Genomic DNA, 25,090 nt, shown 5'->3' with positions numbered 1-25,090 from the left:
TAGGGCAATTCATGCAACCTTAAGACAAATGCGATGAAATCACGTAGTTTTCTTCTCTCCTGGTATTGTCTTCTCTTACTGTTTTTGGGAGCTGAGGCCTGGGGGCAACCTCTGCCTATTCCAGCGCCACCGTCTCTCAGTGCCAAAGCGTACCTCCTGCAGGACTTTGCCACGGGTCGGGTTCTTGCCGAGTCCCAGGCTGATGAACGGATTGAACCTGCCAGTATTACCAAGCTCATGACGGCCTATGTGGTGTTTAAGGAACTTAAGCAGGGCCGCATCCATCTTGCGGATGAGGTGCTTATTAGCGAGAAGGCATGGCGTACAGGGGGATCACGAACCTTTATCGAGGTAAACACCCGGGTGCCTGTGGAAACTCTAATAAAGGGGATGATCATTCAATCGGGTAATGATGCCAGCGTGGCCCTGGCGGAGCATGTGGGCGGTACGGAAGAAATTTTCGCGGCATTGATGAACCAACAGGCGCAGCTCCTGGGTATGACGGGCTCTCACTTCGTCAATAGCACAGGGTTGCCCCATAGCAATCACTATATGACGGCGCGGGATATCGCCACCTTGGGGAGAGCTATCATTCGGGATTTCCCTAAGTATTATAGTTGGTATTCCGAACAAGCGTTTACTTATAACGGGATTACTCAGTATAACCGTAATCTTTTGCTAAGGCGCGATTCTAGTGTCGATGGTTTTAAGACGGGGCACACAAATTCAGCCGGTTATTGCCTAGCTTCTTCTGCCATGCGGGATGGGATGCGCTTGATTGCGGTTGTTATGGGAACGGGGAGCCCTAAAATCCGCGCGCAGGAATCCCTGGCTTTGTTGAATTACGGCTTTCGCTTCTATGATACTCGCAGTATTTATGCTGCTAAAGAGGCGGTCACTAAGGTGCGCGTTTGGCAAGGGGCAAATAAGGAATTGCCGCTAGGGTTAGTGGATGATCTCTCGGTGACGTTGCAGCGGGGGCGCTGGGAGGAGTTATCATCGTCGCTGCGAGTGCAAAATACAATCACGGCCCCTGTTACCGAAGGGCAGAACCTCGGGATCGTCACGGTTAATCTGGGTGACAAAGTCTTGCTCAAACGGCCCTTGGTCGCGTTGACAGCAGTGCCAGAAGGGAGTTGGTGGCAACGGCTGATTGATTGGATATTGTCCTTTTTTGCTTAAAGGAATACTTTTGGCTACTGCTTATCTCAATGGTGAGTTTTTGCCTTTAGGGCAGGCGAAGGTTTCCGTTCTGGATCGGGGTTTCTTGTTTGGCGATGGAGTCTATGAGGTGATCCCGGTTTATGGCGGATACTTTTTCCGTTTGACCTTACACCTGCAACGGCTTGAACAAAGCCTTGAGGCTGTTCATTTACAAAATCCCCTCCCAGAGAATCAATGGCAAAAAATTCTCCAAGAATTAATTGCCTATAATAAGGGGCTGGACCAAGCTGTTTACCTGCAGGTGACCCGGGGGACTGCGGTTCGGAATCATGCCTTTCCAGATCGGGTTGAACCCACGGTTTTTGCCATGAGCAACCCTCTCGAGCCGCTATCGGCGGAGCTGCGGGCGAAAGGGGTTAGCGCAGTGACGCGAGAGGATATTCGTTGGAAATGTTGCCACATTAAGTCTATTGCTTTGCTGGCTAACGTTTTATTACGCCAGGAAGCAATTGACGTAGGGGCGCAAGAAGCGATTTTGCTGCACGAGGAACGGCTAACTGAAGGAGCGGCCAGCAATGTATTCATTGTTCGCGAAGGAGTGCTGGCTACCCCCCCTAAAGGTTCTTTTTTATTATCCGGGGTTACCCGGGATCTGATACTGGAATTAGCGAAAGAAAACGGAATTCCTTGCCAGGAGCGAGTAATTTCTGCCCAGGAATTGACTCAGGCGGATGAGATTTGGTTAACCAGTTCCACCCGGGAAATTGTCCCCGTAACCCGGATCGATGGAATCCAAGTCGGCAATGGTACGCCTGGTCTCCTATGGCAGCAAATGGATAGGCTGTATCAAACCTACAAGACGAAGGTGCGGGCGGGTCTTTGCGAGAGTTAAAGCCATGGATAAGAGGATCCCAGTGGGTGCTGACACACTGCGGATACGTAATCTTGGCCTTCAAGATTACGATACCGTATGGCAGGCGATGCGGGACTTTACCGTTCGTCGTGACAGTGCCACCGTGGATGAATTGTGGTGGGTGGAACATCCCCCAGTTTTTACCCTAGGGTTAAATGGCCAAGAATGCCATTTGCGGGATGTAGGCGACATTCCTGTAGTGCGCTGCGATCGGGGGGGTCAGGTCACTTATCATGGGCCTGGGCAAAGCATAGTTTATATTTTGGTTGATCTGCGCCGCCGGGCTTTGGGGGTGCGGCAATTGGTGGATGCGTTAGAATTATCCGTAGTGGATTTGTTACAATCCTATGAAATCGAGACAGAGCGCCGGGCAAATGCTCCAGGCGTGTATGTTCAAGGCAGGAAGATTGCATCCTTGGGTCTTCGGGTGCGGAAAGGTTGCTGTTATCATGGGTTGAGTTTAAATGTGGCCATGGACTTATCGCCCTTCTACCGTATTGATCCATGCGGCTATTCAGGCATGGAAGTTATTGACCTCAAACGTTTAGGCATGGAGCTTCCATTGGCAGATGTTCAACAGAATTTATCTCGATATCTGGTGCGGCGGTTGGGATATTCAGCCCCGTTCTATGGAGAAGAAAATAGGATGATTAAATGAGCCAAAAAACGCCATCTCCACCTGGTGAATTAAAACGGGATATCCGGGCTTTGAAGGGGGCCTCCAAAGTCGCCCGAATTCCGGTGAAAGTTGAACCTACCACGGAGCGTCAACGTAAGCCCCACTGGATTCGTGCTAAGGCGCCCATAGGTCCCGAGGTATTACGGCTTAAGGGATTATTGCGTGAGCATCGACTGCATACAGTTTGTGAAGAGGCATCTTGTCCTAATCTCGGTGAGTGTTTTGGGCATGGTACGGCGACTTTTCTTATCATGGGCAATATTTGCACCCGCCGTTGTCCTTTTTGCGATGTAGCTCATGGGCGGCCAGATCCTTTGGATGCTGAAGAGCCGATGCATTTAGCTCAGGCTATTGGAGCGATGGGGCTCCGCCATGTAGTAGTGACCTCGGTTGATCGGGATGATTTGCGGGATGGCGGCGCGGCTCATTTTACGCACTGTATTCAAGCAATTCGCACCCAGTCGCCCCAGACCCGCATCGAGGTTTTAGTGCCGGATTTCCGAGGACGCATGGATCGGGCGTTGGAGGCATTGACGGCTGGGCCACCGGATATTTTTAATCATAACTTGGAGACAGTGCCTCGTCTCTACAAGGCGGTTCGTCCTGGCGCGGATTACCTGTGGTCTTTGCGTTTATTGGCCCGTTTCAAGGAGGATCATCCGACGGTTCCCACTAAATCCGGTTTGATGCTGGGCCTGGGAGAAGAGTTAGCAGAAGTGGAACAAGTAATGAAAGATCTCCGTGATCATGGCTGCGACATGCTGACTTTAGGGCAGTACTTGCAACCTAGCCTTTATCATCTGCCGGTGCGGCGTTTTGTGACCCCGGAGGAGTTTGATGGGCTAGGGGATAAAGCACGGGAGATGGGTTTTACCCATGTTGCTAGTGGCCCTATGGTGCGTTCCTCCTACCATGCCGATCGCCAAGCTGCCGGCGAATCCGTCGTTTAGCATTTTTTGCTATCATATTAAAGTATCACAAGCCCTGCCTGAGAGTAGGGAACTCGTGTTTTTACCTGTTTTAGTGGATATGGCAAGAGAGTTATCCTAAACAGATTTACAATAACGGTGTTTAGGGTGTAGGCACTAAGAATGCTCCAAGCAAGGAGGTCCACATGAGTGAATATTTACCTGGTCTTGAAGGGGTTCCTGCGACTCAGTCCAATATCTCGGATGTGGATGGTGAACGTGGTATCCTATCTTATCGAGGTTATCCCATTGAGGATTTAGCTGAGCGCAGCACCTTTGAAGAGACCACTTTACTGTTGTTGGACGGCGAATTACCAACAGCTCAGCGTCTTGAAGAATTTACCCAGGAACTACGTCAGAATTATCGGGTAAAATATAATATTCGAACCCTAATGACTGCGCTGCCGAGCACCGGGTCTCCCATGGAGATGTTACAGGCGGGTGTTTCCGCGCTTGGGATGTTTTATCCGGGTAATGAATGTTTGACAGACTCCGATTCTTGCACTGACCGCGATTACGTTGATAATATGACGGTCAAGATTATTGCCCGTATGCCTGCCCTAGTCGCTATGTGGGAGCATATCCGTAACGGTTACGATCCTATTCCTCCTCGCCCCGATCTACCCATCGCCGATAATTTATTGTATATGTTCTATGGTGAAGAGCCGGATCCACTTCTGGCAAAGATCATGGACACTTGCCTGATACTCCATGCTGAGCATACTACCAATGCTTCTACTTTCGCCACCCTAGTGACGGCCTCCACTCTGGCTAGCCCCTATGCAGTAATTTCAGGCGCAGTTGGCACCTTATCAGGCCCTTTGCACGGGGGTGCCAATGAGCGAGTAGTAGAGATGTTGCGGGAGATCGGTCGGCCGGAAAATGTAAAAACATGGCTTGATAAACAGCTGGACCGCAAGCAAATAATCTGGGGTTTTGGGCACCGGGTTTATAAAGTTAAAGATCCACGGGCCAAGATTTTGCAGAAGTTGATGGAACGACTACCAGCCGAACGGGGAGGACAGCTCAGTCCATTATTTGAAACAGCCATCGCCTTGGAAGAAGCTGCTACGGAGCGATTAGGGCACAAGGGCATTTATGCCAATGTGGATTTTTATTCGGGTATCCTTTATATGGAATTAGGAATACCCATAGACCAGTTTACGCCCTTATTTGCCGTCTCTCGCTCTGCTGGCTGGCTGGCCCATTGGCACGAGCAGCTTTCCGATAATCGCATTTTTCGGCCTACTCAGGTTTATGTTGGCGAGCCTCTGCGGCGGTATGTTCCGTTGAGGGAGCGTACTAGTTGAGTTCCTGGCGGAGCGAAATTGCGGAGCGAAATTATTGATTTTACCTGATTCCTGCCCTAGGGCAGAGGATTTCCCCGCCAATCCCGCTCGCTAGCAGGAGTTATCCTAGCTCCTGTTAGCTCCGGGGCAGTTTACTCGGGGCGCCGGCTTGTTCTTGGACCAGCAGGGGCACTAAATAGCCAGGCAGGCGGGCCCGTAGGGTTCGATGCAAGCGCTGGGCGGTAATGATATCCACTTCAAAATGAGCTGCCCCTTGGACTTTGTCCAATAGATGGAGGTAATAAGGGAGTACGCCTGTATCGAACAAGCCTTCGCTCAAATCACTCAGGGCGCTGACCTTATCATTAATCCCTCGTAACAGCACGGTCTGATTGAAAAGCCGGCACCCCGCACGGGAAAGGTCGTTAAGCGCAGCGGCTACCCTATCGTCAAGTTCGTTAACGTGATTAGCATGGATAACCACTACTTTCTGAAGGGAAGTCCCCTCAAGCCACTGAAGCAAATGGTGGTCTACCCGTTCTGGTAATACCACGGGTAGGCGGGTGTGAATGCGTAGTCGCTTAACATGGGAAATAGTGGCTAGCGTTTGGGCCAGTTCGGCTAGGCGGTTATCAGCGAGGGTTAAGGGATCACCGCCGCTCAAAATGACCTCCCGAATGCTCTGGTTCTGGGCAATATATTGCAGTGCTCGCTTCCAATGTTCTTGGGCCGGATTATGGTCTCCGTAAGGGAAATGACGGCGAAAGCAATAACGGCAGTGGATGGCACAGGCCCCTGTGGCGACTAAAAGTACTCTTCCAGTATATTTCTGGAGAACGCCCGGCGCAGGCATCGCCGCCAAATCCCCTACAGGATCAGTGTTAAAACCGGGTGAAATTTGATCTTCAGCGTGCAGAGGAAAAACTTGCCGGAACAGGGGATCGTTAGGATCACCTTTTTTCATACGGGCGATGTAACTGCGGGGTACCCGCAGGGGAAATTGCCGGCGAGTAGCCTCACTGGCAATTTGGGGATGGTTATCCAAGCCCGTTAGTTCAAGTAGTTCTTGGGGGTTGCGCACAGCCTGGGAGAGTGCTGCTTGCCAAACGGGTTTCTGCAGAAGATGGGATGATTGCGTTATCATAGCCAATTTTTTGTAATCAGAGGGAGGCCCACATGGCAGGCTATAGTACCAGCGAATTTAAATCCGGTCTCAAGGTAATGATGGATGGAGATCCCTATACCATCATGGAAAATGAATTTGTTAAGCCCGGTAAGGGGCAAGCTTTCAATCGGGTAAAGCTGCGCAATTTGAAAACTGGCCGGGTGATTGACCGCACCTTTAAATCCGGTGATTCCTTGGAAGCGGCGGATGTAATCGAGACCCAATTACAGTACCTTTATTCAGATGGCGAGTTTTGGCATCTTATGTCGCCAGAAACTTATGAGCAGTATTCAGCCGATGCCGCCGCTGTTGGAGATTCGACCAAGTGGCTTAAGGAGCAAGATACTTGTACCGTTACTCTGTGGAATGGGGCCCCCCTTTTGGTATCACCGCCTAATTTCGTCACCCTTAAGGTGACCGAAACCGATCCAGGCATTCGTGGCGATACCTCGGGGGGGGGCAGCAAGCCAGCTACCTTAGAGACGGGCGCGGTGGTTCGAGTTCCTTTATTCATTGATGTAGGTGAAATGCTTAAGATCGATACCCGCACTGGCGAGTATGTGGAACGAGCCAAGGAATGAGCGGGAAACATTTCTTTCTGGTTGTTATTCTTCGGTATTATTGGCCAACATGGTTAAAACAGAGGCTCCCTGGCGCCCCCAGGCTGATAAAAAGGCATTGGAGGCCAGGGCTCAGCTTCTGGCTGACATTCGCCATTTCTTCGCGCGACGTGGAGTCTTAGAGGTAGAAACCCCCATACTTTCCACCGCGGCGGCAACCGCCCCTCACCTCCATAGTCTGGTGACCACCTATCAGGGGCCTCAGGCCCCTAAAGAAGGCCAGCAGCTTTTTTTGCAGACTTCCCCCGAACATGCCATGAAACGCCTGTTGGCGGCAGGGAGTGGTCCAATTTACCAGATTGCACGGGTTTTTCGCAATGGGGAGAGCGGGCGGCGGCACAATCCCGAATTTACCCTGCTGGAATGGTATCGGCCCGGCTTTGACCACTTAGCCCTGATGGAAGAAGTGGATATTCTGCTATCCCTGCTTTTGGGGACCTCCGCGGGGGAACGTCTTAGCTATAGGGAAGTTTTTCACCGTTATTTAGGGATAGATGTTTTTACCGCCAGTGATAAGACCCTGGCTCGGCTTGCAAATGTTCAAGGTTTTCACGATGTGGCGGCCAGTGGGGGGCAAGCGCGGCAAATCTATCTGGATTTTTTGCTGGCTAACGTTATTGAACCTCAGCTGGGACAAGAGCGGCCTTGCTTTATTTACGACTATCCCGCCTCCGATGCCCAACTGGCCCGTATTCGTCCCCCATCGGAGAGCTGTTCTAGACCCCTGGCTGAGCGCTTTGAGGTTTACCTCAAAGGCATGGAGCTGGCCAATGGTTACCATGAGCTATGTGATGCAGTGGAACAGCGGCAACGTTTTGGAGCAGATCTAATCCAACGAAAAAGAGGAGGGCTTTCAGAAGTTCCCATGGATAAGTTTTTGTTGGCTGCCTTGGAGCAAGGACTGCCAGCGTGCGCCGGGGTGGCGCTGGGGGTAGATCGGTTACTCATGCTGCTGCTAAATAGCGCCCGTATCGAGGAAGTTTTGGCATTTCCTCTTATACGAATTTAAATTTAGGGTAATATTAAGCTAAAATTTTCACCACGGGATTTATTAAGCTATGAGTATCGAAGTCGGAAGCTTTTTCGGTTTATTGCTATTGATTGCAGATGTTTGGGCGATTTTGAATATTTTTCAAAGCCGTGCTTCTACAGGTGGAAAAACAGGATGGATCGTATTAGTGCTTATACTGCCCTTAGTCGGTTTTATCCTTTGGTTTCTATTGGGTCCGAGGGCATCATCATTCAAGGGGTAGGAGGGAGGTATTAGCCACAGAATTTTTTAGAATTTCGTAGATGACGGAATATCGGTGGTTTGCTCTTGTTTGCCGGTAAAGGTGTTTGCTGGTGAGCTGCGGTAATAGCGTCTACCACAGTCTGATGGTGGGGGGATAGATCACAGACGGGATCGGTATTACGAGCATCGCCCGTCAATAAATAGGCCTGACAGCGGCATCCCCCAAAGTCCTTGAAACGTTCGGGGCAACTTCGGCAAGGTTCCTTCATCCATCCTTGGCCCCGGAATAAATTAAAGTCCGGTGATTCATACCAGATCCACTCAATACTATGGCTTTTTACATTGGGTAAGGTAAGTCCGGGTAGCTGGCGGGCAGCATGGCAGGGGAGGGCGGTTCCATCCGGCGCGATGGTGAGAAAAATATTTCCCCAACCATTCATGCAGGCCTTGGGGCGGTTCTCGTAATAATCCGGCACCACATAATAAATCTTCATTTTTCCCTGTGTGCGGACTTGGTACTGGCGGGCTAGGGCCTCAGCCCGTTCTAGCTGTTCCCTGGTGGGGAGTAAGTGGTTTCGGTTATGCCAGGCCCAGCCATAATACTGGGTAGTGGCCAATTCCACATAGTCGGCTTTGAGTTCGATGGCAAGATCCAGAATTTTGCCTATCTGGTCAATATTATAGCGATGGAGAACAAAGCATAGCACCATGGGATAGCCGTGTTTTTTCACGGCCCGGGCCATGGCCAGTTTATACTGAAAAACATCCGCGCCGGCAAGCCGATTATTGAGATCTTCGGAAGCAGCCTGGAAACTAATTTGGATGTGATCGAGACGAGCGGTTTTAAAAGCCGCAATTCGGTCTTCATCCATGCCGATGCCGGAAGTAATGAGATTAGTGTAATAGCCAAGTTTACGGGCTTCGGTGATGAGCACTTCCAGATCACGCCGAGCCAGAGGTTCACCGCCAGAGAATCCTAGCTGAGCGGCCCCCATAGCCCGGGCCTCATGGAATACCCGCAACCAGTCCTTCGTAGAGAGTTCATGTTTGTAGTTAGCAAAGTCTAAGGGGTTAGAACAGTACGGACATTGCAGGGGGCAGGCATAGGTAAGCTCCGCTAGCAGCCATAGAGGCTGGGTTCTTGCGTTGCCAGTAAAATGATTAATTTTCGGTGGAGAGCCAGCCATTGTTATGAGCAGTCTCTAAAAATTCGCGTACGTCATTTGCTAGGTTTGCTTGGGGGTATTTTTGTTGTAGCAACGCAATAATAGCATTGATGTTCAGCTTACCGTTGCAATGCTCGAGTATTTCCCCAGCGCTGAGGTTCAGTTTAATCATGCCTTCTGGATAGAGGAGGACGTAACAATTTTGTGCCTCTTCCCATTGGAAACGATAAAGAGGTGCAATGGCAGGAATGTCGTTGTCATGCATGGATCTAGATTAAAGCTCTGTGTGATAGGGGGGACGATTTTCAATGTACGCCATCCAGAGGGCATCCAGTAGGGTCCATAGTACATCCAGTTTAAACTGTAAGATAGCTAGCGCCTGCTCCTGCTGGGTGCGGCTTTGAAAGTAATCCAGGGTCGCTTCTAGGCCGTGTCGAACATCCCGTCGGGCTTCGTTGAGGCGCTTGCGAAAATAATGGTAGCCTTCCGCTTTAATCCAAGGGTAATAGCGAGGCCAGTTGTCTAATCGTTGTTGATGGAGCGAAGGGGCAAAGAGCTCCGTAAGAGAAGAGCAGACAGCTTCCTGCCAGGTAGCATGGCGGGCAAAGTTGACATAAGCGTCAACGGCAAAGCGTACTCCGGGCAGAACCTGTTGCTGGGATTCCAGCGTTTCCCGGCTTAAGCCCACGGCTTCGCCTAGCTGAAGCCAGGCTTCGATGCCACCTACGTCTTCGCCGTAACCGTCATGATCCAGGATTCGCTGTACCCATTGGCGCCGCACTGATCGCTGGGAGCAGTTGGCTAGGATAGCGGCATCCTTGAGAGGGATACAGGTATGGTAATAAAAGCGGTTGGCTACCCATCCTTGGACCTGGTACTGGTTCAGCTTGCCGTTGTTCATTAATACCTGGAAGGGGTGGTGAATGTGGTAGAAGCATTCTTTTTCCTGCAGCTTCTGCTCGAATTCTTCACGGCTCCAGGGTTTTTTTCCCGCCACGCTTCTCTCCTTTTAGCTAGAGGATAATGTCCATGCCATCAAAGGCCACTTCAATCCCGGCGGCTTCCAACTGGGCCCGCTCAAGCGATTCTTCATCGAGAATCGGGTTGGTGTTATTAATATGAATGAGTATCTTCCAAGGACTGGTAAGGGGAGCCAGTACGCTGATCATGCCACCTTGACCCGATTGGGGCAGATGACCCATCTCGGTAGCGCGCTTCTGGGTAATGCCGGCCCGTTCCATCTCATCTTCAGTCCAGAAAGTGCCATCTATCAGCAGACAATCGGCTTTTTCCATCAGAGAGAGGACATGGTCTTCAATTTGCCCTAGACCTGGCGCATAAAATAAGCTTTTCTGGGTAGCCGGATCTTCAAGCCACAGGCCAATAGTATCCCCTACATGATAATTGTGACGATGGGGGGAATAAGGGGGCGCTTCGCTACGTAGGGGCACCGGCGTTAAGCGTAGCCCTTCAATGCCCTCCACTTGAAAGCCCTCGCCTGGAGCATCCCCCTGTGGCAGTTGAAGTGGATGCCAGTTTACTGTGCAATAGTGCTCCAGTACTTTGAACAGAGGGTTACCCGTAGTGAGATCCTGGTGGACGGACTCGGTGCAGTATACATCTAAAGGCCGGTGATGTTCCCGCAGCATCAGCAGCCCAGTGGTATGATCGATCTGACTATCCAACAGCACAATGCCGCGAATGCCAGTATCCCGTAGTGCCCGACCCGGCTGAATAGCAGGAAAATGTTGGAGTTGTCCTAAAATATCCGGAGAAGCATTAAAAAGCACCCAGTCGGTGCCATTGGTGCTAGCTGCAATCGAGGATTGGGTCCGTGCTTGTCCCTTAAAATTGCCTTTGCGCAGGCGATTGCAGTTGTGGCAATTGCAGTTCCACTGGGGGAAACCTCCCCCCGCACCCGATCCTAGAACGTGGATTAACATTGCTTTGTTTGCTGGGGAAATGAAAAGTCTCGCCCGCAAGCCATATGCCAGGCGAGACTTTACCTCTATTTAGTTACCGTTGATAGATATACATGGTAACTTCGAAGCCGAAGCGTAGTTCACAATAAGCGGGTTTTATCCACATAACTTCATCTCCTTTGTTAGGCATCAAACTAATATCATAGTTATATTTTCAAGGAAGTTCACTAGTGCTTGCTCCATGGATTTTTATCGTTGCTACGAGGGGAACGAACAAGCAGCCCGGATGGCGGTGGTAAGTTTCGGCTGGAAGCGAGTCAAGTATTTTCCCCGGCATCGACTTCCCTTTGTAGCTGCCGCAAGCGGGCTTCGATCTTGGAGCGTTGATAGAAATTATCATTCGCTGCTTTGCTAGCCAATTGTAATTGTTTGATTGCCCTTTCGGGTTGCCCGTTGTAATAGTAGTATTCCGCTAGCCAGCGGTGAGACTCTGCCCGATTGCCAGCATCTCCTTCAGCTTGGGCAAGTAAGTGGTAAAGGCGTCCTGTGGCGGTACCTAGTTGCACCTGGCGTCTGAGTAAATCCCGCGCGGTTTGGGGGCGGTGGCCCTGTAATAAAGCGCTGGCGTAGTTGACAACGACGGCGTAGTCGTCTGGGTATAATTTCTGGGCGTTCTCATAGATTTCGAAAGCGGTTTCAAAACGACCGGCGGCCTCCTCCACCCGGGCGAGAGCGAGTCGGTAGGTCCGATTATCACCATTTTTTTCAAGTAATTTTAAAATTTGTTGCCGAGCCTTGCGAGGATCTCCATTTTCTACTAGGGCAAGGGCGTAACCATAGCGGGTGGCCGCTTCGTTTACATAGCGGCCAGTTTCTAAGGCCTGGCTAAACTGGCGCACTGTTTGCTCGTAATTGTCACTGGACAGAACCTGGAGCTTAGCGCGCGCCAAATGAAAGTGGAGGTGTTCTTTGACGGGTTGAGGACTTAGAGCTTGGGCTCGGCCCATCGCATCGGCAATACGGTTGGTGGTCACCGGGTGGGTACTAAGGAATTCCGGTGGCCGGGTCCCATAGTAACGGCTTGCCTGCTGAAGACGCTCGAAGAAGGCAGGCATAGCGAAAGGGTCGAAGCCAGACCGGACCAGGGTTTGCATGCCGACTCGATCTGCCTCCTTTTCGTTGGACCGGGTGAAGTTGATTTGAAGCTGGGCGGCACCTGCCTGGACAGCGGCTAGTCCGGCGAGGCCGGCATTAGGATTTTCGATCCCCAGGATAAGGGCGGCTACTAACGCGGCCGTCATGGGTAGACTTAAGCGGCTGCGTTGTTCAAAGGCCCGCGCCAAGTGACGTTGGGTGACATGGGCAATTTCATGGGCTAGTACGGCTGCTAGCTCGCTCTCGGTTTGGGAATTTTCAACGAGACCAGAATGGATTCCAATATATCCCCCCGGGGCGGCAAAGGCATTAATGGTCGGATCTTGAACGACGAAAAAAGTGAATCCTTGTCCTGGATTATCGCTATTAGCGACCAATCGAAACCCTAGTGATTGGATATAAGTCGTTATCTCCGGATCTTCGATAATGGTGACTGAATTACGCAGACGGCGCATAAAGGCTTGCCCGATGCTGCGTTCCTGTTCCGGCGATATGGCGACTCCAGAATGATCTCCGATTTCCGGTAACTCAATTTCATCGGCGCTTAGGATTGGAACTGTTAGTAAAATGACGCTCCATAACACCGTGCTAAGCAACTGCACTCGCAATTTCTCCATCCCTGATAGTTTTAATGTAAAGCTAACCTATTAGGACTCAGTCTGGTTAGCCCAGTTCAGTGAAGAAATCTATTTCCTCAACTAGTCTCAAACGGCTTGCTGGTATAGCCATTGAAAATTAGCCGCCTGCTTACGATAATGGGGTAAGGTAACAGGTGGGTGCTGCTGGCTGTGGCACTTACCTCTAAAAGCTGTTGGCTTATAATTTAGTTTTTTTCCGATTGTATGAGAGCACCTTATGCTGTTATTCCTCATATTAGAGTTAAGCTACCATGCCTGATTATGATGCTGAGCTCAATGCTATTGGTTTACCCTGCCCTTTACCTGTGTTGCGGATTCGTAAAGCACTGCAGACACTGGAAGGAGGGCAGACCTTGTATGTAGTGGCCACGGATCCAGATTCTTTAAAGGATGTGGAAGCTTTCACCCGCATTACCGAGAACGAGCTTTTGGAAGCTCGCGAGGAAGAAAGCAAATACCATTTCGTGATCCGTAAAGGCATGACTCCTAAATAAATCATTTTAAATTTGAGAGTCCTTTGTTGCGCCGTCTGAAAAAAGTCCTTACCCTTAAGCGTCCTACAGTGATTAAGGTGAAGTGCCGATGAACCTGGAGCAAGCTCGCGTTAATATGGTGGAACAGCAGATCCGCCCATGGGAAGTACTCGATCAGCGGGTATTGGATCGGCTTGCCGCCGTACTTCGGGAAGATTTTGTTCCGCCAGCATTTAGGAAGTTGGCTTACGCGGATGTTCAAATACCCCTTGGGCAAGGACAAGTGATGTTACCACCCATCATCGAGGGCCGTTTACTCCAAGCTTTGGATCTGAAGGAGTCAGAATCCGTTTTGGAGATAGGAACCGGGACTGGTTATCTAACAACAGTTATGGCCGGTTTGGCTGGCCATGTAATTAGTGTCGATATTTTTCCTGAATTACGGCGCTTTCCTGAACAGCTGCTGGCAAATATTTCTCTGGAGGTAGGGGATGCGGCCCGTGGCTGGTCTAAGGGGGGGCCTTTCGATGCCATTGCGATCACGGGCGCTCTTCCTGATTTGCCTCGTGCTTTTCTGGAAACACTCAAACCGGGTGGACGTTTGTTTGCAATTCTAGGCCGGGCGCCGGCGATGGAAGCAGTACTCATTACCCGCGTAGGTGAGCAAGAGTGGTCCCGGGAGGGGTTGTTTGAGACGGTCATACCACTATTGCTTAATAGCGAATCCAAGCCAAAATTTGTATTTTAGCCACTGGAAGTCTCGGATTCAGGGAATTAAGTATTTTATGTATCGTATAGTTAAAGAGTAAGCCGTGGCTTTCGTAAAAAACGGCTTTTTTCTAATTATCTTTGGTTTCGTTGCCTCTTGGCCTGTCCAAGCTTCTGACCTGCTGGAAGTTTATCGCTTGGCGCGGGGGAACGATCCCCAACTGTGGGCTCAGGTGGCAGCAGTGCAGGCCGCATTAGAAGCCAAGCCTCAAGCCAGGGCGTTATTTTTTCCAACGGTCGATATTTCCTCCAATTTTAACTGGACTACTCAGAATCTCACCTTGCTCCAGCAACGGGTAGATCCAGATACTGGCTTTACCATTCCTGGTTTTAAGGGGTCATTTATTAATTATGGTTATAGTCTGAACTTAGCCCAACCGATATACCAGCGGGAAAATTTTGTTCTCCTCAAGCAGGCGGACGCTACTATTGCCCAGGCCCGGGCAAATTTGGTAGCTGAGGAGCAAGGGTTATTGGTTCGGGCGTCTGAGCGTTATTTTGGCGTGCTTACGGCTCAAACAGGACTTTCCTTTGCCCAAGCGGAAAAAGAGGCCATTGCCAAGCAGTTGGAGCAGACCAAGCAGCGCTTCGAAGTGGGGATGAATACGATTGTGGATGTCAATGAGGCCCAGGCTGCTTATGATTTGGCGGTTGCGCAGGTAATCGCTGCTGAAAACGCCCTTTCCAATAGTTATGAGCAATTACGAGAGGTGACAGGGCAATACGTTCGAGATCTGGCCGATCTGAAAGACAATACTCCCTTGCTGAAACCAGATCCCATGAATATCGATCGATGGGCCGAGACCGCGCTGCAGCAAAACCCCCAAATTGATGCCTCGGCGGCGGCGGTGGATAATGCCCGCCAAGAAATACAACGGCAGAAATCCGGCCATTATCCTACGCTGGAGGTGGTGGGTTCTAAATCCACCAATGTGACGGGGGGAGGACGTTTTGGGGGGTTCCAAAACGATATGGACGTCATTGGGTTGCAATTTAATTTGCCCCTCCTCCAGGGTGGGGCCGTAGTGTCCCGCACCCGGGAAGCTCAGCACCAGCTAAAACAAGCTCTGGAGCAGCTAGAGCAGGCTCGGCGGCAGGTTTTCCGCCAGACCCGCGAGGCTTATTTGGGCGTTGTGTCTGAAGCTAGTCAGGTCAAGGCTCTGCAGCAGGCTATTGTCTCCAATCAAAGCTCTCTTGAAGCAACCGAAGCAGGTTTTGACGTGGGGACCCGCACTACTGTAGATGTGCTCAACGTACGGCGCGACTTGTTCCGTGCCCTTCGGGATCATGCCCAGTCTCGTTATGAACACCTGCTCGATACCTTGCGCCTGAAGCAAGGGGCGGGCATTATTACGTTGCGAGATCTGGAGGAAATCAATCAGTTGTTACAGGAATAACGCCCTAGATTAGCCGCTTAAAAGGATAGTAATCTGCTGTATTATTTTGCTTGATGCGCCTTGATTTTGGGCAATCACCTGCTGCCCCGCCTTGCCCGCTTTGGTGCGCAGTTGGGGATCGTCCAGATAGCGCAGTACTGCTTGGGTTAAATCCTGAATTGTTTGTATCTGGGTTGCCGCGCCCGCTTCCAGCAGTTGGTGACTGATTCCCATAAAATTAAATATATGGGGACCTAGAATAACAGGCCGTTTTAGGGCAGCGGGTTCCAAAGGGTTGTGTCCGCCTACAGGAACAAGGCTGCCTCCGAGAAAAGCCACATCTGAAGCCGCAAAGAATAAGGGAAGTTCGCCCATACTGTCCCCGATGAAAATTTCGGTAGCAGGCGCGCAAGCCTGCTGCTCACTCCGACGCTGGGTGATAAAACCTTGCCGTTGGCACAAATGATGAACACGGTTGAAGCGCTGCGAATGGCGCGGTACGAGTACCAGCAGGGCAGTCGGATAGCGTTTCTGTACCTGCTTAAAGGCAGCCAAAACCTGCTCTTCTTCCCCTTCATGGGTACTGGCAGCAATCCATAGGGGACGCTGCTCACCCCATTGGCGCCTTAATATCATTCCCTGGGTGGGCAGGTGGGAGGGAAGTTTGAGTTCAAATTTGAGATTACCAGTCACCTGGACCCGCTCAGGGGGAGCCCCAAGGGCGATAAAGCGGTTAGCATCAGCTTTTCCCTGGGCGGCAATAAAAGTAAGCTTAGAAAGCATGTCACGGGTAAGCATGCCTAAACGGCAATAGCCCAACGCCGAGCGTTCCGAGAGACGGGCGTTGGCCAAAATAATCGGGATCTTGCGGCATTGGCATTGATGCAGCAGGTTGGGCCAAAGTTCTGTTTCCAGAATAACGCCAAACTGGGGCTGAACCCGTTGCAGGAAGCGGGCGATGGCATCAGGCAAATCGTAGGGCAAATAGCAGTGCGCCACCTGTGCTCCCAGTTGCCTTTGGACCTGGGCCGAGCCCGTGGGAGTGAGGGTCGTCAGCAGCAGCGTATGATCGGGATAACGGTCCAATAAGGCCCGCACTAAGGGCACACTAGCTTGGACTTCTCCCACCGATACCGCATGTACCCAGATAACTGCTTTCCCAGCCAGGAAGGGAGCCAAACCGAACCGTTCTCCCCAGCGGTGAAGATAGGCTGGGGTGCGATAACCTCGCCACAGGAGGCGAATTATCACCAGGGGGGTGAACAAATAAAACAATAGGCTGTAGAGGGTCCGCAAAGCTGAAGCTGGCATGGCACGCAGAAGGGTCTTTCTGATTAGAAGTAGGTTAATCTTGATTTTTGCCTAGCCAGTCCAAGTAAGTTTTCACCCCTTTTTCAACTAGGGCGAAAGGTTCGGCATAGCCTGCTTCCCGCAGAGCATGGATATCGGCCTGGGTAAAACTCTGATAACGTCCCCGCAAGTGGTCAGGGAAAGGGATATACTCAATTTCACCGTGCCCATGAAAAGCGAGTACGGCTTGAGCCACCTCATTGAAGGTTTGGGCCTGGCCCGTGCCCACATTAAAAATCCCGGATTGGTTGGGATGTTCCAGAAACCAAAGGTTGACCGCCGCTGCATCGGCCACGGAGACAAAATCACGCCGCTGCTCGCCATGTTCGTAACCATCACAGCCTTCAAACAGCTTGATTCGGCCTGTTTCTTTGAGTTGGCAATGAGCATGGTAAGCAACGCTGGCCATAGCACCCTTGTGGGCTTCCCTGGGGCCATATATATTGAAGTAACGTAGGCCGACTATTTGACTGGAGGCCGTGGGTAGATAACGCCGGACATATTGATCGAATAGCCATTTGGAATATCCATAGACGTTGCGCGGAGCCTCGAATTCGCGGTGCTCTTGAAAAGTGAGGCCACAGCCATAAACCGCCGCGCTAGAGGCATACAGGAAGGGAATGCGGCGCTCTAAGCAATAGTGTAAAAGGCGCTTTGAGTAGTAGAAGTTGTTTTCCATCATATAGCGCCCGTTCCATTCGGTGGTGGCACTGCAAGCACCCTGATGTATAAAGGCATCTACAGGATGGGGAAATTCCTCGCCAGCCTTTATTGCCTGTAAAAATGGCTGTTTATCCCAATAATCCCAGATTTCGCAATCAATTAAATTGCTGAATTTTTCTCCCTGAGTCAGGTCATCGACTACTAGAATGTCTTCGCGCCCCCCTTGATTGAGCGCCTTGATAATATTGCTGCCAATAAAGCCGGCACCGCCCGTGACAATAATCAAAAAAGTGTCCCCCTAATTTTTACGAATAATATCAATGATTTGGCTGGTGGAACAACCCTGTTGATAGGTGAGGATAATGATTTTTCCGCCATTAGCAACCACGGCATTGGCCCCGGCTATTTGTTCGGGGGTGTAATCACCGCCTTTCACCAAAATATCCGGTAGAACTCGCTCAATAAGCCGTGCTGGGGTATCCTCCGAGAAAGGGACTACCCAGTCCACGTCATGGAGCGCTGCCAAAACTGTCAGGCGTTGAGCCAGAGAATTGATGGGTCGATTTTTACCCTTGAGACGTTGAACTGAGGCATCATCATTGACAGCCACAATCAGGCGATCTCCCAATTGGCGCGCTTCGGCTAAATAGTTTACATGGCCGGGATGAAGAATATCAAAACAGCCATTGGTCATTACAATACATTCCCCACGGCTGCGAGCTAGGTTAATAAAATGCAGCAGTTCTTCCTCACTAGTGATTCCCCGGCGGATCGCCCTAGGATGCAGCGCCTGTTGAAGTTCATCACGGGTGACGCTGGCCGTACCCAGTTTACCCACGACGATCCCTGCTGCTTGATTGGCAAGGAGGGTAGCTTCCTTGAAGGTACCGCCGGCAGCTAGCGCGGCGCCCAGGACAGAGATTACGGTGTCTCCAGCCCCGGTCACATCGAAGACCTCTCGTGCCTCGGTGGGCAGATGAACAGGGGAGTGTCCTTGCTCCAGCAAGGTCATGCCCTGTTCACCGCGGGTAATGAGCAGCGCTTTAAGTGCGAGTTGTTGTCGTAATTGCTCCCCTTTCCAAACCAGGGACGCTTCATCAGGGCAGGGCCCTACTACCATTTCAAATTCAGCTAGGTTGGGGGTGATGATAGTGGCACCGTGGTAGTGGGAAAAATCAGCGCCTTTGGGGTCAATTAGGATTGGCACTCCGACTTCCCGGCCAAGAGCGATGAGCCGTTGCGGTTCTTGAAGTGTGCCTTTGCCGTAATCGGAAAGGATCACGACCGATTTACCCCTCAAAGCGGTGCTATAGGCAGGGAGCAGTGCCTCGCCGTGGGCAGGAATAAAGTCATCTTCAAAATCTAGTCGAATCAATTGTTGGTGGCGGCTGATGACACGCAGCTTGGTAAGGGTGGCAATATTAGGCAGCCCTTCCAAGCAACAGTGGACTCCCCGGTGAGCCAGTAAGGACCGTAGCGCAGCCGCGGCCTCATCAGCGCCGATCAATCCTAGCAGCGTCACCTCCGCTCCGAGCGCCGCGACATTGACTGCAACATTGCCTGCTCCACCAGGCCGATCTTCCCGCCCCGTTACCTGTACTACGGGCACGGGAGCTTCCGGTGAAATGCGCGAAGTAGTACCGTGCCAGTAGCGATCCAGTATTACATCGCCGATGACTAGCACTTGAGCGCTAGTAAAGTGAGGTAAGCCGTGGGTCATGCCAGGGAGGGTTGCTAAAAATTGGCTCATATTACCATAGAGGGGGTACCGGCTAAATCTCAAGCTTGCTAAATTATTACTGCCCACTTATTGGCGGCAAATTCCATTTGCAATAGGATAATGTATTCAATAAAATTAATGCGAATCATTTACAATTATTATAATTAGGGGGTTGCGTGGTATTTCGTATCAAGCAGGGAGAGTTTTTATTATCGGGTTTGCTGCTTCTGGTATCGTTGCCTGTTAGTGGGAATAATGCCTGGTTGGGGCAGTGGAGCGGTTGGGGCCAGTTCTCACCTTTCGCTAGCGGGAATCCAGCCGCGCCTGCTTCCGGAGAAGGCGCCGTCAGGCATTACTACATTGCAGCGGAGGAGAGGAGCTGGGATTTTGCACCCACTAATCAGGATCTCATCCATTGCTCGGATCGGCAAACCCCCTGTTCCTTGCCGGAGCCCTGGACGAGTAGCCATATTTTCCCCTCAGTTCGCTATATAGAGTACACGGATGAAACATTTACCATCCCTAAGCCTCAACCTGAGTGGTTGGGTATTTTGGGGCCGATCATCCGAGCGGAGGTAGGGGATATCCTCAAGGTGCATTTTTGCAACCAGACGGCAACCGGCACCTATAGCATGCATCCCCATGGGTTGCGGTATACGAAAGATAACGAAGGGTCGCCGTATTTTGGCGCAAATTCAACCGATACGCTGCCAGGCGCCGGAGCCCGCATCCCTCCCGGCGAATGCTTTGATTACACTTGGATTACAGATGAAGGCAGCGGGCCTGGAGGCGGGGATCCGTCCTCCAAGGTATGGTGGTACCATTCCCATGTTGATACGCCAGCCGATACCAATGCTGGCCTGCTTGGGCCCATCATTATTACCCGTTACGGCATGGCTAATGCCAATGGGAGCCCAAAGGATGTGGATCGGGAGTTTATAACAGCTTTTTTTATCTTCGACAAGCTGGAGGGGGAGGAAGCTGGGCTCATGCATGGTATCAATGGGTACTTTTTTGGCAACCTGCGGGGGTTGGTGGCCAAACAGGGTGAACGGGTGCGCTGGCATGTGCTTGGAATGGGCAATGAAGTGGATCTCCATACTCCCCATTGGCATGGAGAAACCGTCTCCGTGGGCGCCCCCCACGTAGCGCGGCGGACGGATGTGCTGGAATTATTGCCCGCCTCCATGATAACGGCTGATATGGAGGCGGATAATAGTGGGGAGTGGTTATATCACTGCCATGTCGCGGATCATATCGAGGGGGGGATGAGCACCACCTTCCAAATTTTACCTTGAAGAGTAACCCCTGATTAGCGCCTAGGTTTTCTTTTGCCATGGACCTGAGCAAAACAGATCCATGGCGTCGCTCTCTTTTGGCGCTACGGTGTGGAAGGAGGATGGCTATTATTAAGATAAAGACTACGAAAATCTTTTTGCTTTTTTATTGCCTTTTTATAGGGTTTTTTTCTTTTCGTTGTCTCCGCAGGCGCCACTTTCCTGGATTTATGCTTAGCCACCTTGCGGGGGGGGGGAGCGCCATGAGTTACCGGCTCAGAGCGTGGAGGGCCCACCAGAGGGCGTTCCCGCTGCATGGAATAAGTCAATGCGGCGGCGATATCTAACGGGGAGAGATCTTCTTGTTGAGCCCATTGCTGGATTAAATGGCGGAAAGCAACGAGATTCTCCTTTTCTAAGGTGTTCATAACCTGCTGCTTAAATCGTTCGATACGCCGGTCTATGACCTGTTGGTGGCTAGGTAGCTGCATTTCATAGAGAGGTTGCCCCGTCGCCCTTTTGATAGCACTCAACATCCGCCGCTCGCGGGGCGCAACAAACAAAGTGGCGGTACCCGTGCGGCCCGCGCGGCCAGTGCGGCCAATACGGTGGATGTAGGTTCCCGTATCGTAGGGAATATCGTAATTGACCACATGGCCGATGCGCTTGACATCCAGTCCACGGGCAGCCACATCGGTGGCGACAATGATGTCAATGGTATTTTTTTTGAGCTGATCGACAACTTTTTCCCGTGAGGACTGGGGGATATCTCCATTTAGCGCCGCTGCCGCATAGCCCCGCGCCATTAGTTTTTTCGCCAGCTCTTCCGTTGCTATTTTAGTCCGGACAAAAATAATCGTGGCATCATATTCCTCAGCCTCCAGCATGCGGGTGAGTGCATCTAGTTTATGCAAACCAGAGACTAGCCAATAGCGTTGATTGATGGCCGGAAGAGAAGCAGTTTCTCCCTTGATTTTAATATCCTGGGGCGCTTGTAGATGACGGCTTGCGATATTACGCACGGAAGTGGGCATGGTAGCGGAAAAGAGGGCAACCTGCCGTTTTGTGGGCACTTGCTTTAAAATCCACTCTACGTCCTCGATAAACCCCATTTTTAGCATCTCGTCGGCTTCGTCTAGGATCACCGTTGTTAATTTAGTTAGGATCAGACTTTTGCGCCGCAGATGATCCATGATCCTGCCTGGGGTGCCCACGATGACGTGGGCGCCTCGTTTAAGTTGGCGTAACTGGTTGCCCATGGATTGGCCGCCGTAGATAGGAAGGACATGAAAATCCTCCAGATAGCGGGCGTAACTTTGAAAGGCTTCCGCTACCTGAATAGCGAGTTCCCGTGTTGGGACGAGTACCAGCACTTGCGGCTCTTTCTGTGATAATTCCAACCGTTCTAAGGTGGGAATGGCAAAAGCTGCTGTTTTGCCAGTGCCTGTTTGGGCCTGCCCCACCAGGTCATGCCCTGCTAAAAGATGAGGAATAGCTCTTGCCTGAATGAGGGTAGGCGTTTCGTATCCTACCTGTTTGATGGCTTGCAGAACAGGGGCGCTGATGGCAAAACTGTCAAAAGATAGGAGTTCTGTAGAAGATGTCATGCAATTAAAAATCCTGCTAATTTAAATAATCGATAATTGAAGTTTCATTGCGGCTAATTATGACTTTTCCATTCAAAATTTTTCCAGCCCAGTAATTCACGCCTTGATGCTATCCAAGGTGGTGGCTTGTGCCTCCATAGTCTTGGATTTTCTCGCTCCATCTGTCTACGTTCGGGAATACGATCAAGTAAAAGCACGCACAAGAGGCGTGTTTTTATTTCTGATACTAGGCTTCATGGATGGGGGCGGTATGCTTTCTAGCGTTTCTCGTTACTGTGACCGGTTTCAATTTTGCGTCTACAAAACCTCATCCGTCCGACAAATTCACGCGTCACTAAGGTGATTCGGGCTTTGGGGCTGTAACGTACAAGACCCTTGCCACGCGCATTGTTTTTCCGCCTACTGCAGAAAGACCGTCCTGCTAGCAATAAGATAGTAATATCAAGTCTTTACCGATGAAACTATGAATGATTGCGCCCTCGCACTTGATGTTACTGGAGAGCGTCGTTTAGGGTGTTCAGAAACTAAATAGCCAATTAGCGGCGGCGTCTGCCGCCGCGGCCGCGGCGTTTTTCCTCTTTGGTCTGATTCACATAGATGGTTCGGCCTTGGAGCTGCGAACCGTCCAATGCGGCGATAGCAGCACGACCTTCATGGCCTTCCATGTTGATTAGAGCGGTGCCACGCGCCTGACCGGTAAATAAATCTTTATGTAAGGTCAAAGAGCGCACGGTACCGTAGTCAGCGAATAAAGCGGTAAGACTCTCCTCGGTTGTACTTGTTGGCAAACCACGTATAAAAAGTGTGATCATTGAGCCTCTCTAGGAAAAGTAGAAAGAACGAAGAGGCCGACTCCTATCTAGAGTCGGCCTCTTCTCAAAGGAATATTATCCGTTATAAAATAGTAACATCATCAGCTTGAGGGCCTTTCTGGCCCTGTACTTCAATAAAACTGACCTGTTGACCTTCCTTGAGGGTTCTGTGGCCGCTGCCAGTGATAGAACGGTAGTGCACAAACAGATCGCTGCCCCCCTCCCGTTGTATAAACCCATAACCCTTTGAATCATTGAACCACTTCACGGTTCCTGTCTGTTGTTCTGACATAGAAAGCTCTCAAAAAAATAATATAACTCTCTGACATCTTAAATAAAAACGTCAGCGGATGGAACTTGAGTATCGGGGAGCGAACGAGTTGGAGCAGAAATGCATTTGGAAGGAAGAACAAAAAATTCTACACTAACCGAAGACGCGATCCTTAATACTCTAGCATTTCGTATCATAGGAGACTGGAAGGAGAATTACAAGCTTAAATAGAAGCAGATCAATATATTCATTGCATTGCTGGCGGTAGAAGTGGTGGGTGATAAGCTGCTTAGGAGGGAGTTTTTCTTCATGGGCTTGAAGGTCAAGGGGTCAAATATCCGTTTCATCTAACAATAGTGATGGATCGTTTGGAAAATTTTTGCTTGGTTTACTGGTAATTCTTGACTTAGCAAAGAAAAGAAAATCAATAATTTATCCGCTTAAAAGTATGATAATCTAACGCGCATTTAGCTCCCGTGGGGCCTTGGTTAAAAACTCGCCCCCCTTATCCGTGACGACTACCGTATCAGAGAAGAAGGCGTCTCCTTCTCCCGTCCGCAAAAGCCAGGACATCAGATGGAAGACCATCCCTTTTTGAATAACCATGGTGGAGCCTTCGCGCAGTCCCTTGGGAACGCCGGAACCTGACCAACTCGGGGGAAACCCAATACCGACGATATAGCCGCAGTGATGGCGGCGGTAATGGGACAACCCCGCTTTATCTACGCACCGCTGCCAGGCTTTATAGACGGAATCAGCGGTAACGCCGGGTTTTAGAGCGTCCGCCGCGCTATATAACGCGGCTAAACATGTCTCATAGGCTTTTTCCGTTTTTGGTGAGATCTGCCCAATATGCGCCAAACGTCCAATCGGTGCATGATAACGCCAATAACAGCCGGCCATTTCCAAAAATAAAAGATCCTCCTTCTGGAGTATATCAGCGTCCCATTCGTCCCAGGTTCCATGTTCATGGGCTAGTGTGCGCGTGGACCGTACCAGGGGTACGAAAGCGGGGTAGGCGCCACCACGCAGAATCATGGTTTGATAGATAGCCCCCATCACATTACGGCTAGAAACGCCAGGACCGGCCATGGCAATCCCTGACATCATCATGGCATCGGAAATTTCTGCCGCCTTCCGGGTGCATTCTAGCTCGGTTGACGATTGAACAATTCGGCACTCGGTAACCAGATCCTCCGCGTCGGACCATTTCACGTCAGACATTTTATTCACAAAGGCTTCCGCGATTTTGTAAGGCAAAAAAGCGCTGCTTTTTTCGAAGGCTATGTGAGCGGAGGCGAGTCCTAGCTCCTGGAGAGCTTGGCAGGTGGTTTTTACGGGTGCCGAATAGTCCTTGAGTTCCACTTCATCGTTATGATCGCTTTGGATGGAGATTCCCAAGCTCATGGACCAAGGGTGTAATCCGCCAGTTTCCGGACCTTCCATGGGGGTACTTAAAGTGAGGTCTTTGTCCCGATGTTTGGGTTTGGGCAGCGGGGGGACACCGTCTGAGTAGAGGTAGCATTTTACGGTAGGTACCACCATATCCTCGACGATGGCTTTCTCCATCGCTCGGATGATGAGGGCGGGTTCCTTATCGAGGGACAATACTAAAGAAGTATAGGCGAAATAGCCTTGATGACTCAGGCCGGTGAGATAATAAATATTTTCCGGGTTAGTAATGATGATGGCATCGAGCTTTTGCTCCGCCATTTTTTCTCGAACCTGATGGACCCTTTCTTCGAACTCTTCGTCTGTGAAAAATCTCATTTCTTGTTTCACCCTCCCTTTTGATTCCTGGTTTGAAAACGATTTAGTTAGTTTCTTTTTCCCTCCAAATGGGGCGGGTTCTTTGGCCCT

The 25,090-nt window shown here is 50.8% G+C and carries 26 protein-coding genes; 12 read left to right on the top strand and 14 right to left on the bottom strand.

All coding sequences use genetic code 11. The features are described from left to right. Positions 1-33: 33 nt before the first annotated feature. From NOC_RS13990 to NOC_RS13970, 5 genes are all read left to right on the top strand, one after another. Positions 34-1,182: a D-alanyl-D-alanine carboxypeptidase family protein gene (locus tag NOC_RS13990; protein ID WP_002813395.1), complete on the top strand. Its 1,149-nt coding sequence runs from the start codon at positions 34-36 to the stop codon at positions 1,180-1,182. Positions 1,183-1,192: 10 nt separating this feature from the next. Beyond that, positions 1,193-2,056 (top strand): D-amino acid aminotransferase, encoded by an 864-nt coding sequence (locus NOC_RS13985; RefSeq protein WP_036497985.1) that lies wholly within the window; start codon positions 1,193-1,195, stop codon positions 2,054-2,056. A gap of 4 nt (positions 2,057-2,060) precedes the next feature. Continuing rightward, positions 2,061-2,735, top strand: a complete 675-nt coding sequence (gene lipB / locus NOC_RS13980) for a lipoyl(octanoyl) transferase LipB (protein ID WP_011331020.1) — start codon at positions 2,061-2,063, stop codon at positions 2,733-2,735. Continuing rightward, on the top strand, positions 2,732-3,706 hold the full coding sequence (gene lipA / locus NOC_RS13975) for a lipoyl synthase (protein ID WP_002812480.1): 975 nt from the start codon (positions 2,732-2,734) through the stop codon (positions 3,704-3,706). The genes lipB and lipA overlap by 4 nt, the downstream gene beginning before the upstream one ends. Positions 3,707-3,870: 164 nt before the next feature. Beyond that, entirely contained in the window at positions 3,871-5,034 is a 1,164-nt protein-coding gene (locus NOC_RS13970; RefSeq protein WP_002813885.1) for a citrate synthase, read from the top strand. Positions 5,035-5,149: 115 nt separating this feature from the next. On the opposite strand, the gene epmB is transcribed toward NOC_RS13970, so the two are convergent. Next, positions 5,150-6,157, bottom strand: a complete 1,008-nt coding sequence (epmB, locus tag NOC_RS13965) for an EF-P beta-lysylation protein EpmB (RefSeq protein WP_002813650.1) — start codon at positions 6,155-6,157, stop codon at positions 5,150-5,152. Between the two features lie 32 nt (positions 6,158-6,189). On the opposite strand from epmB, the gene efp reads away from it, so the two are divergent. Genes efp through NOC_RS17025 form a run of 3 tightly spaced genes read left to right on the top strand, consistent with a single transcriptional unit; the run spans position 6,190 to position 8,051 of the window. Further along, the gene (efp, locus tag NOC_RS13960) at positions 6,190-6,759 is read left to right on the top strand and encodes an elongation factor P (protein ID WP_002812582.1); all 570 of its coding nucleotides are present in this window, start codon (positions 6,190-6,192) and stop codon (positions 6,757-6,759) included. A 49-nt stretch (positions 6,760-6,808) separates the two neighbouring features. Then, complete coding sequence (gene epmA / locus NOC_RS13955) at positions 6,809-7,807, top strand: EF-P lysine aminoacylase EpmA (protein ID WP_002813255.1); 999 nt, start codon at positions 6,809-6,811, stop codon at positions 7,805-7,807. A 49-nt stretch (positions 7,808-7,856) separates the two neighbouring features. Next, on the top strand, positions 7,857-8,051 hold the full coding sequence (locus NOC_RS17025; RefSeq protein ID WP_002813939.1) for a PLDc N-terminal domain-containing protein: 195 nt from the start codon (positions 7,857-7,859) through the stop codon (positions 8,049-8,051). 10 nt (positions 8,052-8,061) lie between these two features. Here the strand turns inward: NOC_RS17025 and pqqE are convergent, their stop codons facing one another. From pqqE to NOC_RS13930, 6 genes are all read right to left on the bottom strand, one after another. Then, positions 8,062-9,219: a pyrroloquinoline quinone biosynthesis protein PqqE gene (pqqE, locus tag NOC_RS13950; protein ID WP_002812579.1), complete on the bottom strand. Its 1,158-nt coding sequence runs from the start codon at positions 9,217-9,219 to the stop codon at positions 8,062-8,064. Continuing rightward, positions 9,194-9,463 carry a pyrroloquinoline quinone biosynthesis peptide chaperone PqqD gene (gene pqqD, locus NOC_RS13945; RefSeq protein ID WP_002812594.1) on the bottom strand — a complete coding sequence of 90 codons (270 nt, stop codon included), beginning with the start codon at positions 9,461-9,463 and terminating at the stop codon, positions 9,194-9,196. The genes pqqE and pqqD overlap by 26 nt, the downstream gene beginning before the upstream one ends. A gap of 9 nt (positions 9,464-9,472) precedes the next feature. Further along, a complete protein-coding gene (gene pqqC / locus NOC_RS13940) occupies positions 9,473-10,195 on the bottom strand; it encodes a pyrroloquinoline-quinone synthase PqqC (protein WP_002812931.1) in 723 nt (240 codons plus the stop codon). Positions 10,196-10,211: 16 nt separating this feature from the next. Then, positions 10,212-11,141 carry a pyrroloquinoline quinone biosynthesis protein PqqB gene (gene pqqB, locus NOC_RS13935; protein ID WP_002814312.1) on the bottom strand — a complete coding sequence of 310 codons (930 nt, stop codon included), beginning with the start codon at positions 11,139-11,141 and terminating at the stop codon, positions 10,212-10,214. Between the two features lie 73 nt (positions 11,142-11,214). Next, positions 11,215-11,286: a pyrroloquinoline quinone precursor peptide PqqA gene (pqqA, locus tag NOC_RS18450; protein ID WP_013219571.1), complete on the bottom strand. Its 72-nt coding sequence runs from the start codon at positions 11,284-11,286 to the stop codon at positions 11,215-11,217. Positions 11,287-11,437: 151 nt separating this feature from the next. Continuing rightward, positions 11,438-12,877, bottom strand: coding sequence for a M48 family metalloprotease (locus tag NOC_RS13930; RefSeq protein WP_231561835.1), 1,440 nt, complete (start codon positions 12,875-12,877; stop codon positions 11,438-11,440). A 287-nt stretch (positions 12,878-13,164) separates the two neighbouring features. Here NOC_RS13930 and NOC_RS13925 point away from each other — a divergent pair, with 287 nt between their 5' ends. The 3 genes from NOC_RS13925 (at position 13,165) to NOC_RS13915 (ending at position 15,551) form a co-directional block, all read left to right on the top strand. Further along, complete coding sequence (locus NOC_RS13925; RefSeq protein WP_002812460.1) at positions 13,165-13,407, top strand: sulfurtransferase TusA family protein; 243 nt, start codon at positions 13,165-13,167, stop codon at positions 13,405-13,407. Positions 13,408-13,495: 88 nt separating this feature from the next. Further along, entirely contained in the window at positions 13,496-14,134 is a 639-nt protein-coding gene (locus NOC_RS13920; RefSeq protein ID WP_002814307.1) for a protein-L-isoaspartate O-methyltransferase family protein, read from the top strand. A 64-nt stretch (positions 14,135-14,198) separates the two neighbouring features. Continuing rightward, positions 14,199-15,551 (top strand): TolC family outer membrane protein, encoded by a 1,353-nt coding sequence (locus NOC_RS13915; RefSeq protein WP_011331018.1) that lies wholly within the window; start codon positions 14,199-14,201, stop codon positions 15,549-15,551. 9 nt (positions 15,552-15,560) lie between these two features. On the opposite strand, the gene waaA is transcribed toward NOC_RS13915, so the two are convergent. The 3 genes from waaA to hldE are packed head-to-tail and all read right to left on the bottom strand — an operon-like array spanning position 15,561 to position 19,263. Next, positions 15,561-16,841, bottom strand: coding sequence for a lipid IV(A) 3-deoxy-D-manno-octulosonic acid transferase (gene waaA / locus NOC_RS13910; protein WP_002813058.1), 1,281 nt, complete (start codon positions 16,839-16,841; stop codon positions 15,561-15,563). 34 nt (positions 16,842-16,875) lie between these two features. Continuing rightward, on the bottom strand, positions 16,876-17,829 hold the full coding sequence (gene rfaD / locus NOC_RS13905) for an ADP-glyceromanno-heptose 6-epimerase (RefSeq protein ID WP_002813008.1): 954 nt from the start codon (positions 17,827-17,829) through the stop codon (positions 16,876-16,878). Positions 17,830-17,841: 12 nt separating this feature from the next. Continuing rightward, positions 17,842-19,263 (bottom strand): bifunctional D-glycero-beta-D-manno-heptose-7-phosphate kinase/D-glycero-beta-D-manno-heptose 1-phosphate adenylyltransferase HldE, encoded by a 1,422-nt coding sequence (gene hldE, locus NOC_RS13900; RefSeq protein WP_036497983.1) that lies wholly within the window; start codon positions 19,261-19,263, stop codon positions 17,842-17,844. A 176-nt stretch (positions 19,264-19,439) separates the two neighbouring features. Between hldE and NOC_RS13895 the strand changes: the two genes are divergently transcribed. Then, positions 19,440-20,561 carry a multicopper oxidase domain-containing protein gene (locus tag NOC_RS13895; protein WP_002813432.1) on the top strand — a complete coding sequence of 374 codons (1,122 nt, stop codon included), beginning with the start codon at positions 19,440-19,442 and terminating at the stop codon, positions 20,559-20,561. A gap of 83 nt (positions 20,562-20,644) precedes the next feature. Here NOC_RS13895 and NOC_RS13890 read toward each other — a convergent pair whose 3' ends face one another. From NOC_RS13890 to NOC_RS13875, 4 genes are all read right to left on the bottom strand, one after another. Continuing rightward, positions 20,645-22,147, bottom strand: coding sequence for a DEAD/DEAH box helicase (locus NOC_RS13890; RefSeq protein ID WP_011331017.1), 1,503 nt, complete (start codon positions 22,145-22,147; stop codon positions 20,645-20,647). 536 nt (positions 22,148-22,683) lie between these two features. Next, positions 22,684-22,959, bottom strand: coding sequence for an RNA recognition motif domain-containing protein (locus NOC_RS13885; protein ID WP_002813630.1), 276 nt, complete (start codon positions 22,957-22,959; stop codon positions 22,684-22,686). A gap of 82 nt (positions 22,960-23,041) precedes the next feature. Further along, positions 23,042-23,251, bottom strand: a complete 210-nt coding sequence (locus NOC_RS13880) for a cold-shock protein (RefSeq protein WP_011331016.1) — start codon at positions 23,249-23,251, stop codon at positions 23,042-23,044. A gap of 435 nt (positions 23,252-23,686) precedes the next feature. Then, positions 23,687-25,000: a M24 family metallopeptidase gene (locus tag NOC_RS13875; protein WP_011331015.1), complete on the bottom strand. Its 1,314-nt coding sequence runs from the start codon at positions 24,998-25,000 to the stop codon at positions 23,687-23,689. Between the last annotated feature and the right edge of the window lie 90 nt (positions 25,001-25,090).

The organism is Nitrosococcus oceani ATCC 19707, from assembly GCF_000012805.1.
Taxonomy (GTDB): Bacteria; Pseudomonadota; Gammaproteobacteria; order Nitrosococcales; family Nitrosococcaceae; genus Nitrosococcus; species Nitrosococcus oceani.
Note: the sequence above shows the minus strand (reverse complement) of the source record. Positions and strands in the feature narration are given on the sequence as shown.